Source organism: Cellulomonas sp. (assembly GCF_035634735.1).
Taxonomy (GTDB): domain Bacteria; phylum Actinomycetota; class Actinomycetes; order Actinomycetales; family Cellulomonadaceae; genus Cellulomonas.
The window spans coordinates 35,460-51,396 of sequence record NZ_DASQCJ010000234.1 but is presented as its reverse complement, the minus strand read 5'-3'; the positions used below and the strand labels follow the sequence as shown (position 1 = coordinate 51,396).

Here is a 15,937-nt window from a genome sequence, read left to right as displayed (position 1 = left end):
TGGGGGTGGCTCCCGCCCCAGCACGCGCGCGGCGCGGCCCCTTAGGCGGCCGCCACCGCCCCCAGGCCCTGGAGCTCCAGCACCGCCGACCGGATCGCCGCCGCCGGCACCGAGTCGCCCGCCGCCAGGGCGGCCGCGACGGTCGGCGGGACGTCCGGGTCGGAGCACAGCACCACGGGCGCGTCGGCCGCGGACGTCGGGAGCCGGCCGTGGCTGCCCGCCACCCGCCCGGGGTCGAGCGGGGTCGTCGACATCGCGTACCGCAAGCCGAGCTTCTTCTTCAGCAGGTTCAGCCCCGCGCGGGCCTTCGCCGCCCCGTCCGCGAAGAACAGCTCGGCCGGGTCGTAGCCGGGCTTCCGGTGGATGTCGACGCCGCGCGCGTAGTCCGGCGCCCGGTCGTCGTCGAGCCAGAACGGGTAGGTGAACCAGGCGCCCGGCTCGGCGACGACCACGAGCTCGCCGGACCGGTCGTGGTCCAGGCCGTAGCGGGCCTGCGCGGCGCGGTCGAGCACCTCGTCGACGCCCGGGACGCCCCGGAGCAGCGCCGCGACGCGCGGGACGTCGGCCGGGTCGGCGACGTAGACGTGCGCGACCTGGTGGTCGGCGACGGCGAAGGCGCGGGAGGTCCACGGGTCGAGCTGCTCGCCGTTGGCCTGGGTGTAGACGTGCAGCAGCCCCTCCGCGCGCAGCAGCCGGTTGAGGTGCACAGGGCGGGAGGCGGGCTCGATGCCGTACTCCGACACCGCGAGCACCGTGGCGCCCCGGGCCTCGGCGTCGTCCAGCAGCGGGGTCAGCGCCCGGTCGAGGTCGGCGGCCGCGGCGTCGGCGCGGGGGTCCAGCGGGCCGAAGCGCTGCAGGTCGTAGTCGAGGTGCGGGACGTAGGCCATCGTCAGGTCGGCGGGCCGGGTGGCCATGAGGTGCCGGGTGGCGGCGACGATCCACTCGGACGACGCGATCGACGCGGTCGGGCCCCAGTACTGGAACAGCGGGAAGGCGCCGAGCCGGTCGACCAGCTCGTCGTGCAGGGCCGGCGGCCGCACGTAGGCGTCCGGGGACTTGCGGCCGTCCGCGTGGTAGACCGGCCGCGGCGTGACGGTGACGTCGGTGGACATGCCCATCGCGTACCACCAGCAGACGTTGGCCGCGGTGTACCCGGGCTCGGCGCGGCGGGCGGTCTCCCAGACCTTCTCCCCCGCGACCAGCCGGTTGTGCTGCCGCCACAGGTGCACCTCGCCGAGGTCGCGGAAGTACCAGCCGTTCCCGACGATCCCGTGCCCCGACGGCGCGCGGCCGGTGAGCATCGTCGACTGCACGGAGCAGGTGACCGCCGGCAGCACGGTGCGCAGGCCCGCGCGCCAGCCGCCGTCGGCGAGCCGGGACAGCCGCGGCATGTGCGCGAGGGCGCGCGGGGTCAGCCCGACGACGTCGAGCAGGAGCAGGGGCTTCATGCGGTCCTCCGGGTGGTGCGGACGTCGCGGTCGGTGTCGCCGGCGCCCGCGCCGCCGGCGCCGGCGTCGGCGTCCCACCAGGACCCGCGGTCCAGGTGCTCGACGGCCCACCGCAGCTCGGCGGCGATGCCGGCCACGAGGTCGTCGGCGGCGCGGGCGGCGAGGTCGTCCGGCAGGACGGCCCAGGTGTAGGTCTCGACGTCGAGGTGGGCGGCGTCGCCGTGCGGGCCGCGCAGGACGGCCGTCACGGCGTCGCGCAGGACGTCGGTGGTGGCCTCGAGCGGGGCCGCGGGCCGCGCGTGCAGGGGGACGTGCACGTGCACCCGCCAGGGGCCGGCACCCGGGAGCCCGGTGCGGGCGTCGAGGGCGTCCGGCAGGTCGTCGGCCGGGTGGACCGCTCCCCCGCTGCGCTCGCGCACCTGGTGCAGGTAGCGGGGCTCGGCGAACCGCGCGACGGCGGCTCGCGACGCCGGGTCGGCGGGGTCGACGACGTGCAGGGCGGCGGACGCCTGCACCTTGACCACCCGGAGCCCCGCCTGCCGGATGCGCCGGACGGCGGCGACCGGGTCGGCGAACGAGACGGCCAGGTGGCAGGTGTCGAGGCAGACGCCGACGTGCTCCGGGTCGATCCGCCCCGGCCCGGCGCCGAGCCGCGGCTCCAGCCAGCCGACGACGTCGGCGACGGTGTCGAGGACGCAGCCGGGCTCGGGCTCGACCGCCAGCCGCACGGTGCGGCCGGTGCGCGCGGCGAGGGCGCGCAGCCCCGCGGAGACGTCGGCCAGCGCGGCGGTCGCGGCGGCGTCGTCGGCCGCGGACCACGGCTCGCGCCAGGCGAGCGGCAGGGTCGAGATCGAGCCGTCGACCCCGTCGGGCAGCAGGTCGGCGAGCACCTCGGCGCACGCCAGGGTGTACGCGGCCCGGGCCGGGTCCGCCCAGGTCGGCGAGTACACCGCGCGCTTGACGACCTCGGCGTGGAAGCCGCCGTACGGGAACGCGTTGAGCGTGTGCACGGTCAGCCGGTGCCGCGCGAGGGCGGCACGCAGCCGGTCCCGGTCGGCCGGGCTCGCCGCGAGCCGGTGCGCGAGGTCGGCGGGCAGCCACAGGCCGACCCCGAGGGTGTCGAGGCCCGCGGCCGCGCGGACCGGGCCGGCGTACCGGTCGAGCTGGGCGAGGACGCCGTCGAGGTCCTCGGCCGGGTGCACGTTGGTGCAGTAGGACAGCGGCATGGTCACGCGCGCACCCCCCGCAGGACGGAGGAGCCCTCGAAGGTGGCCGGCGCCGGAGGAGCCTCCGCCACGAACCCCGGCACCGGGTCGAGGACGAGGTTGCCGGACTGGCCGTAGAACTCGACGGGGTTGCGCCACAGCACCCGGTCGACGTCGTCCTCGGTGAAGCCCTGCTCCAGCATGGTCATGCCGGTGCGCCAGGTCTTGAGCGGGTCGGACCGGCCCCAGTCGGCCGCGGAGTTCACGATCATCCGCTCGGTGCCGTACTCCCGCAGGATCGCGACCATCCGGGTCTCGTCCATCTTGGTGTCGGGGTAGATCGAGAACCCGGCCCACGCGCCGGCGTCCCGCACGGCGGCGACGGTGGTCTCGTTGAGGTGGTCGACGAGCACGCGACCCGCGGGCAGGCCCGACTCCCGGACGACGTCCAGGGTCCGGCGGGTGCCCGCCTGCTTGTCCCGGTGCGGCGTGTGCACGAGCACCGGGAGCTCGGCGTCGAGCGCCAGGGCCAGCTGCCGGCTGAACGCCTCGTCCTCGGCGGGGGTCATGGCGTCGTAGCCGACCTCCCCGACCGCGACGACGCCGTCCTTGGCCAGGTACCGCGGGATGACGTCGAGGACCTCGGTGCACCGGGGGTCGTTCGCCTCCTTCGGGTTCAGGGCGATCGTCGCGTGGTGCCGGATGCCGAACTGGGCGGCCCGGAACCGCTCCCAGCCGAGCAGGGCGTCGAAGTAGTCGACGAACGAGCCGACGCTGGTCCGCGGCTGCCCCAGCCAGAAGGCGGGCTCGACGATCGCGCGGACGCCGGCGGCGTACATGGCCTCGTAGTCGTCGGTCGTGCGGCTGGTCATGTGGACGTGCGGGTCGAAGATGCGCATCACGGCTCCTCGGTGTCGACGGTGCGGGTGGGTCCGGCGGCGGCACCGGCCGGCGCGGGGGTGGTCAGGCGGGACAGGTCGTCGGGGACGGCGCGGCCGGCGGCGCGGCGCTCCGCGGCCAGGTCGCGCGCCATCCGGGCGAGCTCCGCGTCGGCGCGGTCGTCCAGCGCGGCGACGGCGTCGAGGCCGGTGCCCTGGAACACCAGCTTCACGACGGCGTGCCGCCAGGTGTGCTGGTCGAGGTGCGCGGCCGCGAACGGGCCGACCGCGGCGGCGACGAGCGAGGTGTCGTTGGCGCGGAGCGCGTCCGCGGCCAGGTCCCGGCCGACCGCGACGACCGGGGCCGGCAGGTCGCCCCCGGACGCGACCGCGAGGGCGTCGAGCCCGCGGAGCACGCCGCGGCGCTCGGCGGTGTCGCCCGCGCGGTACAGGTCGGCCAGGTGCGCGGCGAGGCGGTCGGCGTCGCCGCGGTGGGCCGCGCCGAGGGCCAGGACGAGCGCCGCGCGCGCGGCGTCGTCGACGGTGCCGTGCACGACGCCGGCCGGGTCCGTGGCCGGGCGGAGCGGGGCGCGGCCGACCCGGCGCCCGGCGAGCGGGAACGCCCCGTCGGCGGCGCGCGGGTCGCGGCGGACCTCGGCCAGGGCGTCGGCGAGCCAGCCGGCGTGCGGGGCGCGGGCGGCCGCGACGACGGCGGTGAGCGGGGGTGCCGCGGCGCGCGCGGCCGCGGTGGGGGCGGGTGCGGCGGGCACCGGTCCCGCAGCACCGGCGACACCGCCGGCGGCAGGCGCGGCGGGTGCGCGGGGCGGGGCAGGCGCCGCCGGCCCCCCGGTGGCGGCGGTCGGTGCGGCGGGGTCGGACGACGTCGTCGGCGTCACGGTGTCACTCCCTCTCGGCGAGCGGGTCAGGGCAGGGGTACGGGGACGGGTGCGAGGTCGCGGGCCTGCGCCCAGGCGCGGCGGATCGCGTCGGCGGCGGCGGCGACCTGCCGGGGCGCGTCCCACGAGTGCCGGGGCAGCTCGACGGAGACCACCCCGGCGTAGCCGCCCGCCCCCGCGGCGACCCGGGCGATCGCCGCCACCGCGCCGGACAGGTCGAGGTCGCCCTCACCGAACGGCCGGTGGTCGTGGTGGGTGCGCGGCATGTCGTCGATCTGCACGTGCGCGAGGTTCCGGCCCGCGGCGGTCAGGGCGCCGGCGACGCCGCCCGGCTCGACGACGAGGCAGTGCCCGACGTCGACGGTCAGGCCGAGCGCGTCCGGGTCGCCGAGGTCGGACCGCAGCCGCAGGGCGTCCGCGACGGTCTCGACGTGCATGCCGGGCTCGGGCTCGAGGGCCAGCCGGACCCCGTGCTCGGCGGCGTGCCGGACCAGCCCGGGCAGCCGCCCCCGCAGCCGGTCGTCGGCCACGGCCGCGGGCACGTCGGGCGCGCGCACCCCCGAGAACAGCTGCACCGCCGGGGCGCCCAGCGCGGCGGCGACCTCGACAGCCCGGCGCAGGTAGGCCAGCCGCGGGCCGGCGTCCGCGTCGACCAGCGCCGGGGCGTGCTTGCGGCGCGGGTCGAGCAGGTACCGGGTGCCGGTCTCGACGACGACGCGCATCCCCCGGCCGTCGCGGGCGCGGGCGAGCCGGTCGCGCAGGGCGGCGAGGTCGGCGGCGGGCGCCCACGGGTCGAGGTGCGGGAAGCCGAGGGTGAGCGCGACGGCGTCGTACCCGGCCTCCGCCAGCAGGTCGAGCGCCGCCGGCAGCGGGTGGTCGCCGAGCCCGTTGGTGCCGTACCCGAGGGCGAACGGGAGCGCCGTCACGTCTCGCTCACCGCCCGCGGCCCGGTCGCCCGGCGGAGCAGCGAGCCCGCCGCGGCGACGGCCCCGAGCGCGAGCGCGGCCCCGGGCCGGCCGGCGCGGGCGGCCCACGAGGCCTGCAGCGGGATCATCGCGCGGATGCCGGCGCCCGTGGCCGCGCGGGCGGCGGGGGCGGTCGGCGCGCGCGCCGCCGCGACCTGCGGGGGCAGGCACTGCGCGAGGTAGGCGGCCACGGTCGCGGCCGTGGCGAGGTCCGAGCCGACACGGCCCGCCGTACCGAGTCCCTGGTCAGTGGAACGTCGTGACGGACACGCCGTCGGCGTGTCCGTCACGACGTCCCACCCGAGGGCGCCGGGCGGCGACGTCCCCGCGGTCGCCCGGCGTGCGGGGCGGGCGAGGACCGCGCCCGCCACCGCGAGCGAGCCCGCGGCGACCGCGCCTGCCACCGCGCGGGTCGTGCCGTGCACCTCGCCGCGGGACAGCACGGTGACCCCCGCGGTGTGCGCGGCCAGCGCCGCGGCGGCCGGGGCGGCGGCGCGCAGGTGCCCCACCCCCGCGCCGAGCAGCACGTCCAGCCCCCGGCACGCCGCCATCGCGACCGGGCCGGCGGCGGTGTCCTTGAGCCGGGCGTCGTACAGCCACACCGCCGCGGCCAGCGGGACCGCCACGGCGAACGCCCGCCGGCCCCCGCCCACCGCGGCGAGCGCGAGCCCCGCCGCGCCGAGGCCGCCCGCGACGCGCAGGGCGTGCCCCGGAGTGATGCGGCCGGACGGGATCGGGCGCTCGGGGCGCTCGGCGGCGTCGACCTCGCGGTCGGCCCAGTCGTTCAGCGCCATGCCGCCCGCGTACAGGCAGGCGGACGCGAGCGGCAGCAGCGCGCGGCGCCCGGCGAGCGGGAGCCCGACCGCCGCCGCGCCGGCCACCGTGTCGCCGAGCACGGTCAGCACGGCGGGCGCGCGCACGAGCTCGGCGTGGTCCCGGAGCGGGCTGCGCAGCGCGCCGGGCCCAGGCGCCACGCCCACGCGCGCAGGGCCGCCGAGGTCGGCGGGTGCGCCCGAGGTCGACGGTTGCGCCGGGCCGCCGGGGCCGGAACCGACGACCTCGCCGGGCGCGGCCGCCCCCAGCACGGCCGCGCCTCCCCCGCCCGGCAGCACGGCCGTCACGCGGCCAGCCCCCGGGCCCACCGGACGAGGTCGCCGGCCTGGTCGGCGGCGGCGTGCCGGTCGGAGCCCCAGGGGTCCTTGAAGAAGAACCCCAGCTCGGGCACCACGCCCGCGACCCCGCCGGCGTGCGCGAGCGCGAGCAGCCGCGCCAGGTCGAGCACCATCGGCGCCGCGAGCATCGAGTCGTACGCGGACCAGGTGGTCTGCAGGGTGATCCGCGACCCGAGGAACCCCTCGGCGTGCACGTGGTCCCACGCGACCTTGACGTCCCCGAGGTCGGGCACGTGGTCGATGTGCAGGGGCGTCACGTCGGACCCGGTGAGGTCGCGCAGCCCGCGGGTCTTGGAGGCGAGCTTGGAGCGCACCGCCTCCGGGTCGGCCAGGGTGGCGCCGTCTCCCCCGCCGAGCAGGTTGGTGCCGGCCCAGGACAGCACCCGCAGCCCCCGGTCGGCGAAGGCCGGCGCGAGCACCGTGCGCAGCCAGGTCTGGCCGGTCTTGCCGTCCTGCCCGGCGACGGGGACGCCCGCCTCGGCGGCGAGCGCCTGCAGCGCGGGCAGCCCCAGGCCGGCGGACGGCGTGAACCCGGCGTAGGCCGCGCCCGCGAGCACGGCGGCGTACGCGGCGACGGACGACGGCGGCAGCACGACCCGCCCGGGCTCCTGCACGGCCGCGGCCAGCGCCGCCGGGTCCTCGTGCGCGGGCGTCGGGTGCGCGGGCGGCTCGGTGGACGAGACGTCGACCACGACCACCCGCGCCAGGTCGTGCCGCGCGGCGAACCCCGTGATGTCCGCGGCCAGCCGCTCGGCGACCTGCTGCTGCGACCCGCCGGGCACGAGCGGCCCGCGGTGCCCGGGCCGGACCTCGGCGTCGGCGGCGTCCAGGGCGTGCGCGGTGGCGGCGAGCAGCGGCGCCGGGATCATCCCCGCGTCGACCAGGGCCTCCGCGCGCTTGGCGAGCGACACGTCGCTGACGTCGTGCCCGCCGACGACCAGGTCCCCCCAGTCCGGCAGCGGCAGCCCCGCGAACGCCGGCGCCGCCGTGACGCAGCCGGCGGCGCCCGCGTGCCCGGCGGACAGCGCCGCCAGGCCGAGGGCCGCGGTGGTGCCGACCGACCCGCGCGCGCCGACGAGCCACAGCCCGGTGCGCGCGCGGGCGTCGGCGGTCACGCGTCGCCCTTCGTCGAGAACGCGGCGTCGAACGCCGCCTCCGGGGCGTCGAACGCGAGCCGCTTGACGAACGCCAGCGCCTCGGGCGCACCCAGCAGCCGGTCCATGCCGGCGTCCTCCCACTCGACGGAGATCGGGCCGGTGTAGCCGATGGTGTTGAGCACCCGGAACGCGTCCTCCCACGGCACGTCGCCGTGGCCGGTGGAGATGAAGTCCCAGCCGCGCCGCGGGTCGGCCCACGGCAGGTGCGAGCCGAGCCGGCCGTTGCGGCCGTTGCCCATCCGCTTCTTCGTGTCCTTGCAGTCGACGTGGTAGATCCGGTCCCGGAAGTCCCAGAGGAACGCGACCGGGTCCAGGTCCTGCCAGACCATGTGGCTCGGGTCCCAGTTGAGGCCGAACGCCTCGCGGTGCCCGATCGCCTCCAGGGTGCGCACCGTCGTCCAGTAGTCGTAGGCGATCTCGCTCGGGTGCACCTCGTGCGCGAACCGGACGCCCACCTCGTCGAACACGTCGAGGATCGGGTTCCAGCGGTCGGCGAAGTCCTGGTAGCCCGCCTCGATGACGGCGGCCGGCACCGGCGGGAACATCGCCACGTACTTCCAGATCGACGACCCGGTGAACCCGACGACGGTGTCGACGCCGAGCTTCGCCGCGATCCGCGCGGTGTGCTTCAGCTCCTCGGCGGCGCGCTGCCGGACGCCCTCGGGGTCGCCGTCGCCCCACACGCGCGCGGACAGCATGTCCTCGTGCCGCAGGTCGATCGGGTCGTCGCAGACGGCCTGGCCCTTGAGGTGGTTGGAGATGGCCCAGACCTTCAGGCCGTAGCGGTCCAGGATCTCCAGCCGGGAGGCGACGTAGGCGTCGTCGTCCCAGCGCCAGGGGTCGAGGTGGTCGCCCCAGCAGGCGATCTCGAGGCCGTCGTAGCCCCACTCGGACGCGAGCCGGGCCACCTCCTCGAACGGCAGGTCGGCCCACTGGCCGGTGAACAGGGTGATGGGGCGGGTCATGTCGGTCTCCTCGTCGAGAGCGGAACATCGATGCTGGGGGGCGCCGCCGCGCGGCGTCCAGGGGTGCGGGCGCCTCACGTCATGTCGTGGCCCCCCGGCGGGCGAGGGCGTCGGCGACGGCGGCGTCGACCGCGCGCTGGTGCCGGACCCGGCGTCGGCGGCCGGCGAGCACCCGGAGCGCCACGAGCGCGACGACCAGGGCCAGCGCGCCGATCAGGGCCCACGGGACCGCCCAGGCGGTGCCGGTGGCGACGACGCCGGGCACCGGCGGCGCGGCGTCGGCGGCCGCGGCGCCCGGGAGCGCGACGACCTCGCCGCCGAGGGCGATCGTGGCGGTGGTCCGCACCAGCGGCCACACGCCGTCGACCCGGACGCTGCGCTGCACGGAGGCGCCGGGGATGAGCTCGGGCACGTCGACGGCCGCCGCGCGCGCCCGGCCGAGGCCGAACAGGCCCGCGACCTGGACCTGCTCGGTGGGCGCGAGGCGGGCGTTGCCGGTGTTGGTCACGGTGAACGTGACGGTCGCGGCGCCCGGGGCGACCGGGTTGCCGCCGGCGTCGTAGTCGACGCGCAGGCCGGTGACGGCCAGCGCCGGCGCCAGGTCGCCGGACACCCGCAGGTGCACGCGCGAGCCGAGCCGCCGGTCGACCGAGACGCCCGCGGCGTTCTCCACGAGCAGGCTGGACACGATGCCCGCGGCGTAGTCGCCGGGCTGCGCGTCGTCCGGGACGGTCAGGGTGAACGGGACCTCGGCGGCGGCGCCGGGCTCCAGCACGATCTCGGGGGTGTCGACGCGCACCCACGCGCCGAGCGCGGTCGACTCCTCCCCCGCGCCCAGCACGTCGAGGGTGCCGTCCGGGGTGAGGAAGCCGTCGGCGGCGTACACGTCGAGGGCCAGCGGGGCGTCGCCCTTGTTCGTCACGACGAGGGCGTCGGAGAGCGTGCCGCCGGGCGGGAGGGTGTACGCGAAGTTCGGGCGGGCGGCGCCGTGCACGGTGTCGGCCGGGCGCACGCCCCAGGTCACCTGGGTGCTCGCGGCGGCGGGGTCCGCCGCGGGGTCGGCGGCGGCGCCGGCCGCGGGGTCCGCCGCGGGGTCCGCGGCGGCGGGCGCGACCAGCGCGGCCGGGGCGGCCGGGGCAGCCGCGGCGCCTGCGGCCGGCAGCGCGCCGCCGAGCGCGAGGGCGACGGCGGCCGCCAGCGCGGCGAGGGCGGCGGGGACGCGGCGGGTCGGGGTCACGGCGGGGCCTCCGGGTCGACGGTGACGACGGGTGCGGGTGGTGCGGGTGGTGCGGGGTGGTGCGGGGCGGCGCGGCCGGCGCGGGCCGGGTGGCCCGTGCGGGTGGTGCCGCCCCCGCCCGCCCGGGACGAGGACCGGGCGGGCGGGGACGGGGACTGCGGGTCCGTCAGCTGAGCGCGGTGAGCGTCAGCGTGGCGGTGTAGGTGCCCTGCGGGGCGTCGAGCGGCAGCTGCAGGTCGAGGTCGGCGCCGACGAGGGACGAGCCGCGGGCGTGCCCGGCCTCGGCCTCGGCGAGGGTGCGGGCCACGGACAGGCCGTCGCCCTCCTCGAACCCGGACGGCACCGCGGGCCCGGCCACGGCGTCGCCGCCGTTCTCGAGCACCTCGGGCGTCCAGCCCAGGTACTTCGACGACAGGGTCTCGCCCCCGGCGACGAAGTCGCTGACCTGCGCGGTGATGGACCACTCCGGGTCGCCCGCGCGGGTGTCCTGCACGCGCACCGGCACGATCTCGCCGGTGGCCCGGTACCGGTCCTCGAGCTCCTCGGCGACGCCGAGGTTCACGAGGCCGGACGTGCCCTCGAGCGACCAGACGAGCTCGCCCGCCCGCTGCTCGGGCACGGTGACGGCCAGGGCCTGGTCGCCGGCGGCCACGGAGCCCGGCGCCTCGCCGGTGTGGTCGCCCTCGACGCCGCCCGCGGTGTTGCCCGGGCCGAACGCGGCGGCCGGGTCGTTGTCCGCGAGGCGGATGGTGCCGAGGACCGTGGTGCCGGCGACCCGCAGGTTCGCGGTGTTACCGGTGAGCACCAGGTCGCCGCCCACGGTGTTGCCGAAGGTGTCGGCCGCGCCGTCGACGGTGGCGCCGATCAGGACGTCCCGGCTGGAGCCGGTGACCGACAGGGTGCCGCCGACGACGGCCCCCGCCACGTTCACGCCCCAGTCGGAGTCGGCGATCGACACCTCGCCCGTGACGCCGGTCTGCAGCAGGTCGACGTAGGTCGCCGCCTGCGTGGTCAGCCCGCCGCCGATGGACGAGCCGGTCACCTCGACGTCGAGCCCGCCGGCCGCCACGCTGCCGCCGACCTCGAGGTCGTTGAGGTAGAGGAACCCGACGCGCGAGCCCGAGGTGTAGGCGCTCACGTCCCCCTCGACCCGGGTGCCGTCCAGCAGGACGCCGTACGCGTCGGTGGCGACGACGTCCCCGCCGACGGTCACCGAGGTGGCGTCGAGCCAGGCGTCGGCGCCGACGGTGATCGAGCCCTCGACGGTCGCGCCGGCGAGCACGCAGTCCGCGCCGGCCGGGACGACGAGGTCGCCCGCGATGGTCTGGTCCCCGAGGTCGGTGGTGCAGTCGGTCGAGGCCGCCTGCGCCACGGTGCTGCCGAGGGCCACGAGCCCGAACGCGCCCACGAGGGCGGCCGGGACCGAGTAGATCCGCTTCATGTCCGTCTCTCCTTCTCGCTCAGCCGCGCAGGCCGGCGATGGCGTCGTAGCTGCGGTCGGCGTTGCCGAGGGAGTCGAGCGGGTTCGGCGGCTCGGCGACCGTCGAGGCGTTGTCCTGCTCGTACAGCCCGAAGTGCTGGCCGCGCGTGCGGAGCTGGGACAGGAACTGCTGGTACGGCAGGTCGCCGGCGCCGAACTCGATGATGTCGTAGCCGTTGGCGCTGGCCTCGTTGGCCTTGCCGTCCTTGAGGTGCAGCAGCGGGTAGCGCCGCGGGTTGCGCAGGACGTAGTCGACCGGCTCGAACCCCGGGTACTTGTGCTGCCCGACGTACGCCCAGTAGATGTCCATCTCCAGGTAGACCAGGTCCGGGTCGGTGTTGTCGTAGAACACGTCGTAGAGCCGGACCGACGGGTCGACCGGGTCGAACCGGAACTCGCCGTCGTGGTTGTGCTGGTAGATCTTCATGCCGGCGGCCTTGACCTGCGCGCCCCAGCCGTTCCACTCCTCCGCGGCGGCGAGGTAGCCCTCCTTCGTCGCGGTGTTCGTGGGCGCGTTGCCGGTGCCGAGGTGCGGCATGCCGAGCGTGTGCGCGATGTCGATCTGGTTGGCCAGGTCGGTGCGCAGCAGCTGGGTGCTGACGTGCGAGCCGACCGCCTTGAGGCCGTTGTCGTCGAGCAGCTGGCGGATCTGGGCCGGGGTGATGGCGCCGACGTTGCCCTGGGTGTAGCCGGCGAACTCCACCTCCGCGTACCCGATCCGGCCGAGCTCCTCGAACACGGCCCGGAAGCCGAGGGAGCTGACCTTGTCGCGGATCGTGTAGAGCTGGATGCCGATGCGGTTGGCGGGGACGAGGCGGGTCCGCCCGGTCGTCGGCGCGGCCGCGGGCGCGAGTCCGGCGGCCGAGGCCCCCGAGGCGCCGAGGGCGGTCCCGAGCCCCACGGCCACCGTGGAGGCGCCGAGCGCCTTCATCAGGGACCGCCGGCTCATCGGCCGGTTCGGGATCGAGGCGTGCTGGTGCGTGCTCATGTCTCTCCTTCGAGACGGCCGGTACCCCCGGGCGGGGCTGCGGGTCGCAACCCCGCCCGAGGCACCGGCGCGCGGTCAGCTGCGGACGGTGAGGGTGGTGCTGGTGGTGGAGCCGGAGATGCCGGCCGTGCCGCCGTAGGCGACGTCGACCTTGTAGGTGCCCTCGGGCAGCCGCCCGAGGGAGACGACGCTCGCGCCGGAGGCGTCGAGGGTCCCGGTGAGCGTGGCGACGGTCTGGTTGTTGCGCTTGACCGTGACCGTGACGTCCCCGGCGGCGGCGACGCCGCTGCCGGTGGTCACCTGGACGGTGGCCTTGGCGGCGACGGCGGGCTTGACCGGGTTCGGCGACACCGTGGCGGCGACCGTGGAGGTGGTGCGCGCCACCGTGAGCCGGACCGTGCCGGACGAGGGCTTGAAGACCTCGCCGCCGGCGAAGGAGGCGGTCACCGTGTGGGTGCCGACGCCCAGGGCCGGGTCGAGCGCCACGACCGCGGTGCCGTCGGCGCCGAGCGTCCCGCGGCCGACCTCGGTCTCGCCGACGGTCAGCACGACCTCGCCCGCGGCGACGCCCTCCGCCGCGGAGACCGCGACCGTGACCTCGCCCGGGGCGCCGAACGGCACCCGGCCCGCGGCCACGGTGGCCGTGGTCGTGGTGTCGACCGTGGGCTCCTCCGGGGCGTCGAGATCGATCGCGAACTGGACCGAGCCGACCTCGGAGACCAGCCCCTGGGTGTCGGTCGCCCGGTACCGCAGGTCGTACGCGCCGCTCTCGGAGAACGTCACGCCGTACTGCTGGTTCGCGGCGAGGTTCGTCCACGTGGCGCCGCCGTCGCGCGAGTACTGCACGCTCGCCAGCGCCCCGTTGTCGGCCGGCTGCACGGCGAACCGCACCGGCTCGGTGAAGACGCCGCCGGCACCCGTGGGCGCCGCCGGGGTCAGGGTGTGCGCGACCGTCGGCGCCTCGACGTCGGCGACGCCCGGGCCCACCATCGTGATCGCGTCGACCGCGAGCTCGTCGGCCGAGGTGACGACCAGGTCGCCGGTGCCCTCGGGGGCGTCGAACGCGATCTCGACGTCCTTCCAGCCCGCGCCCGCCGGGATCGTGGCGGTGGCGAACGGCGCGGCGTCGGCCGCACCCCAGCGGAGCTGGACCTCGCCGCCGCCGCTGGCCCGGACGACGGCGCCGGTGATCCCGCTGAAGCTCACCGGGGTGAACGTGAGCGAGTCGCCGGTGCCGAGGCCGCGGACCGCGTTGCCGGCCAGGGCGGTCTCGTCCGCGTACACCGTGACGCCGGTGCGCGCGGCGTGCTCCGCCTGCTGCTCGCGCGGGTTGAGGCGCAGCGTGGCCTCGCCCGTCGCCGCCGGCAGGCCGTTGGCGCCCGCGTCGCGGTACGTCACCACGACCGCGCCGTACAGCAGCGCGCCCGGGCCGTGCTCCGGCGAGTTGGGGTCGGTCTTGAACGCGCCCTGGCAGCCCGTGCCCGAGACCTCGGGGTGGGCGTGCTCGTCGTGGCCCAGGCCGTACGTCCAGGACACGCGGGTGCAGTCCGTGGCCGCGCCGTCCTCGGCGTCCTGGGTGGTGACCCGGAACGGCACCGCGTCGCCCCAGGTGAAGAAGCCGCCGTTCTCCGGGTAGGTGAGCGCGACCTCGGGCGCCTGGTTGCCGACCGAGATGGGGTGCGAGGTCAGCGTGAACTTGCCCTCGGGGTCGGTCACCTTGAGCCGCGCCGTGTAGGCCGCGATCTCGGTGTAGGTGTGCTCCGCCTCGACGCCGGTCGCGTCGAAGGTGCCGTCACCGTCGAAGTCCCAGTCGTAGCGGAGCTCGCCGCCCTCGGGGTCGCTCGACGCGGACGCGTCGAACTGCACGGTGAGCGGCGCGGTGGACGACGACGTCGGCGTGGCGGTGAACTCCGCGCGCGGCGCCTTGTTCCCCTCGGCGTAGGCGATCCGGTGCAGGCCCGCGTCGGGGTTGGCCCGGAAGAAGCCGTCGCCGTAGTCGAGCACGTACATCGACCCGTCCGGGCCGAACTCGATGTCCATCGGGTTGTCGATCGGCGGCCAGCCCTCGGCCGTGATCGCCGCGTTCGGCGTGACGTCCTCGATGTGGGTCACCTCGAAGGTGTCCCAGTCGACGGTGAACGCCGCGATGTAGTCCTGCGAGAACTCGCCGAAGAAGGCCTTGCCCTCCCAGTAGGCGGGCCACGCGTCCGCGCCCGCGTCGGCGGGCCGGTGGTAGACCGGGCCGCCCATCGGGCCCTGGCCGTTGCCGGTGCCGAAGTTCACGAGCTCGTCCCAGGGCTGGTCGCCCGGGTTGTCGCCGTAGTAGACGGTGGCCGGGCGAGCTGGGGGCAGGGTCGTCAGGCCGGTGTTCCAGCGCGAGTCGTTGACCAGGTTCTCCGGGTCGAAGAACGCGCCGGGCGTCCCGGTGGCGAAGTCCCAGTCGTTGTAGGCGAAGTTGTCGCCCGTGACGAAGGGCCAGCCGGCGTTGTGCGGGTCGTCGAGGCCGACGACGTTCCACTCGACGAGGCCCATCGGGCCCCGGCCGGCGGTCTCCGCGACGGCCTTGGTCGCGTCCGGGCCGTAGTCGCCCCAAGACAGGGAGCTCGTCTCCGGGTCCACGTCCAGCTTGAACGGGTTCCGGACGCCCATCACGAAGATCTCGGGCCGGGTGCCCTCGGTGCCCTCCGGGAACAGGTTGCCCTCGGGGATCGTGTACGACCCGTCCTCCTCGACGTGGATCCGGAGGATCTTGCCGCGCAGGTCGTTGGTGTTCCCCGCGCCGCGGCGCGAGTCGAAGCCGGGGTTCATGCCCGGGGCGTCGTTGTTCGGCGCGAAGCCGTTGGCACCCGGGGTGCCGGCCGGGGTGTTGTCGCCGGTGCCGAGGTACAGGTTGCCGTCGGCGTCCCAGTCGAAGTCGGCGCCCACGTGGCAGCACTGCCCGCGCTGGACCTCGACGTCGAGGATCTGCTGCTCGGAGGCCAGGTCCAGGCCCTCCCCGGTCCACTGGAACCGCGACAGCCGGTTCACGCCGACCCACTGGTCCCAGTAGGACTCGTCCGCGCCGGCCGGCAGCGTGTTCGGCGCCGAGCCCGCGGGGGTGTTCCCGGGCGGGGCGTACACGAGGTACACCCAGCCGTTCTCCTCGAAGTCCGGGTCGATGCCGATGGACTGCAGGCCGTCCTCCGAGTTCGCGTACACCGGGATCGTGTTGGTGATCCGGGTGACGCCGGTGGCCGGGTCGGTGAGGCGCACGTCGCCGTTGCGGGCCGTGTGCAGCACGCGGCCGTCGGGCAGCACCGCGAGGTCGATCGGCTCGCCGACGTCCTTGGTCAGCGTGGTCTTCTCGTAGTTGCCCCAGTCGAGCGCGGCCTCGGCGCCGGGCTCGGCCCCGTGGTCCACGCCGTCGTGGGCCACCACGGGTCCGGCGCCGAGCGCCAGCCCCGTCACGGTGAGCACCCCGGCGAGGGTGAAACCCACCAGTTTCCTGCCGCGCTGCGAGCGCGGCTGCGTACGATCCATGAGTGATGCAGCTCCTTACGGGATCTC

12 protein-coding genes are annotated in these 15,937 nt (G+C 76.7%); all 12 read right to left on the bottom strand.

Going from position 1 to position 15,937, the window contains the following annotated elements:
- Positions 1-41 precede the first annotated feature (41 nt).
- Positions 42-1,448, bottom strand: coding sequence for an alkaline phosphatase family protein (locus tag VER05_RS19145; RefSeq protein WP_324846900.1), 1,407 nt, complete (start codon positions 1,446-1,448; stop codon positions 42-44).
- Positions 1,445-2,674 (bottom strand): metabolite traffic protein EboE, encoded by a 1,230-nt coding sequence (eboE, locus tag VER05_RS19140; protein ID WP_324846932.1) that lies wholly within the window; start codon positions 2,672-2,674, stop codon positions 1,445-1,447. The genes VER05_RS19145 and eboE overlap by 4 nt, the downstream gene beginning before the upstream one ends.
- A gap of 2 nt (positions 2,675-2,676) precedes the next feature.
- A complete protein-coding gene (locus VER05_RS19135) occupies positions 2,677-3,552 on the bottom strand; it encodes a TatD family hydrolase (RefSeq protein WP_324846899.1) in 876 nt (291 codons plus the stop codon).
- The gene (locus VER05_RS19130) at positions 3,552-4,301 is read right to left on the bottom strand and encodes an EboA domain-containing protein (RefSeq protein WP_324846898.1); all 750 of its coding nucleotides are present in this window, start codon (positions 4,299-4,301) and stop codon (positions 3,552-3,554) included. The genes VER05_RS19135 and VER05_RS19130 overlap by 1 nt, the downstream gene beginning before the upstream one ends.
- A 152-nt stretch (positions 4,302-4,453) precedes the next feature.
- Positions 4,454-5,353, bottom strand: coding sequence for a sugar phosphate isomerase/epimerase family protein (locus VER05_RS19125; protein ID WP_324846897.1), 900 nt, complete (start codon positions 5,351-5,353; stop codon positions 4,454-4,456).
- Positions 5,350-6,513, bottom strand: a complete 1,164-nt coding sequence (locus VER05_RS19120) for an SCO3242 family prenyltransferase (RefSeq protein WP_324846896.1) — start codon at positions 6,511-6,513, stop codon at positions 5,350-5,352. The genes VER05_RS19125 and VER05_RS19120 overlap by 4 nt, the downstream gene beginning before the upstream one ends.
- Positions 6,510-7,679, bottom strand: a complete 1,170-nt coding sequence (locus VER05_RS19115; RefSeq protein ID WP_324846895.1) for an inositol-3-phosphate synthase — start codon at positions 7,677-7,679, stop codon at positions 6,510-6,512. Before VER05_RS19115 ends, VER05_RS19120 begins: the two co-directional genes overlap by 4 nt.
- A complete protein-coding gene (locus tag VER05_RS19110; RefSeq protein ID WP_147796588.1) occupies positions 7,676-8,686 on the bottom strand; it encodes a sugar phosphate isomerase/epimerase family protein in 1,011 nt (336 codons plus the stop codon). Before VER05_RS19110 ends, VER05_RS19115 begins: the two co-directional genes overlap by 4 nt.
- 79 nt (positions 8,687-8,765) lie before the next feature.
- Positions 8,766-9,923, bottom strand: coding sequence for a DUF916 domain-containing protein (locus VER05_RS19105; protein WP_324846894.1), 1,158 nt, complete (start codon positions 9,921-9,923; stop codon positions 8,766-8,768).
- 166 nt (positions 9,924-10,089) lie between these two features.
- Positions 10,090-11,364, bottom strand: a complete 1,275-nt coding sequence (locus tag VER05_RS19100) for a hypothetical protein (RefSeq protein WP_324846893.1) — start codon at positions 11,362-11,364, stop codon at positions 10,090-10,092.
- Between the two features lie 19 nt (positions 11,365-11,383).
- Positions 11,384-12,391 (bottom strand): sugar phosphate isomerase/epimerase, encoded by a 1,008-nt coding sequence (locus tag VER05_RS19095; protein ID WP_324846892.1) that lies wholly within the window; start codon positions 12,389-12,391, stop codon positions 11,384-11,386.
- Positions 12,392-12,466: 75 nt separating this feature from the next.
- A complete protein-coding gene (locus tag VER05_RS19090; RefSeq protein WP_324846891.1) occupies positions 12,467-15,868 on the bottom strand; it encodes a PQQ-dependent sugar dehydrogenase in 3,402 nt (1,133 codons plus the stop codon).
- Positions 15,869-15,937 lie beyond the last annotated feature (69 nt).

Bases quoted from the DNA above. Each gene is read 5' to 3' on its own strand.
- VER05_RS19135 (WP_324846899.1), bottom strand. From the start codon at position 3,552: ATGCGCATCTTCGACCCGCACGTCCACATGACCAGCCGCACGACCGAC.
- eboE (WP_324846932.1), bottom strand. From the start codon at position 2,674: ATGCCGCTGTCCTACTGCACCAACGTGCACCCGGCCGAGGACCTCGAC.
- VER05_RS19145 (WP_324846900.1), bottom strand. From the start codon at position 1,448: ATGAAGCCCCTGCTCCTGCTCGACGTCGTCGGGCTGACCCCGCGCGCC.
- VER05_RS19100 (WP_324846893.1), bottom strand. From the start codon at position 11,364: ATGAAGCGGATCTACTCGGTCCCGGCCGCCCTCGTGGGCGCGTTCGGG.
- VER05_RS19095 (WP_324846892.1), bottom strand. From the start codon at position 12,391: ATGAGCACGCACCAGCACGCCTCGATCCCGAACCGGCCGATGAGCCGG.
- VER05_RS19110 (WP_147796588.1), bottom strand. From the start codon at position 8,686: ATGACCCGCCCCATCACCCTGTTCACCGGCCAGTGGGCCGACCTGCCG.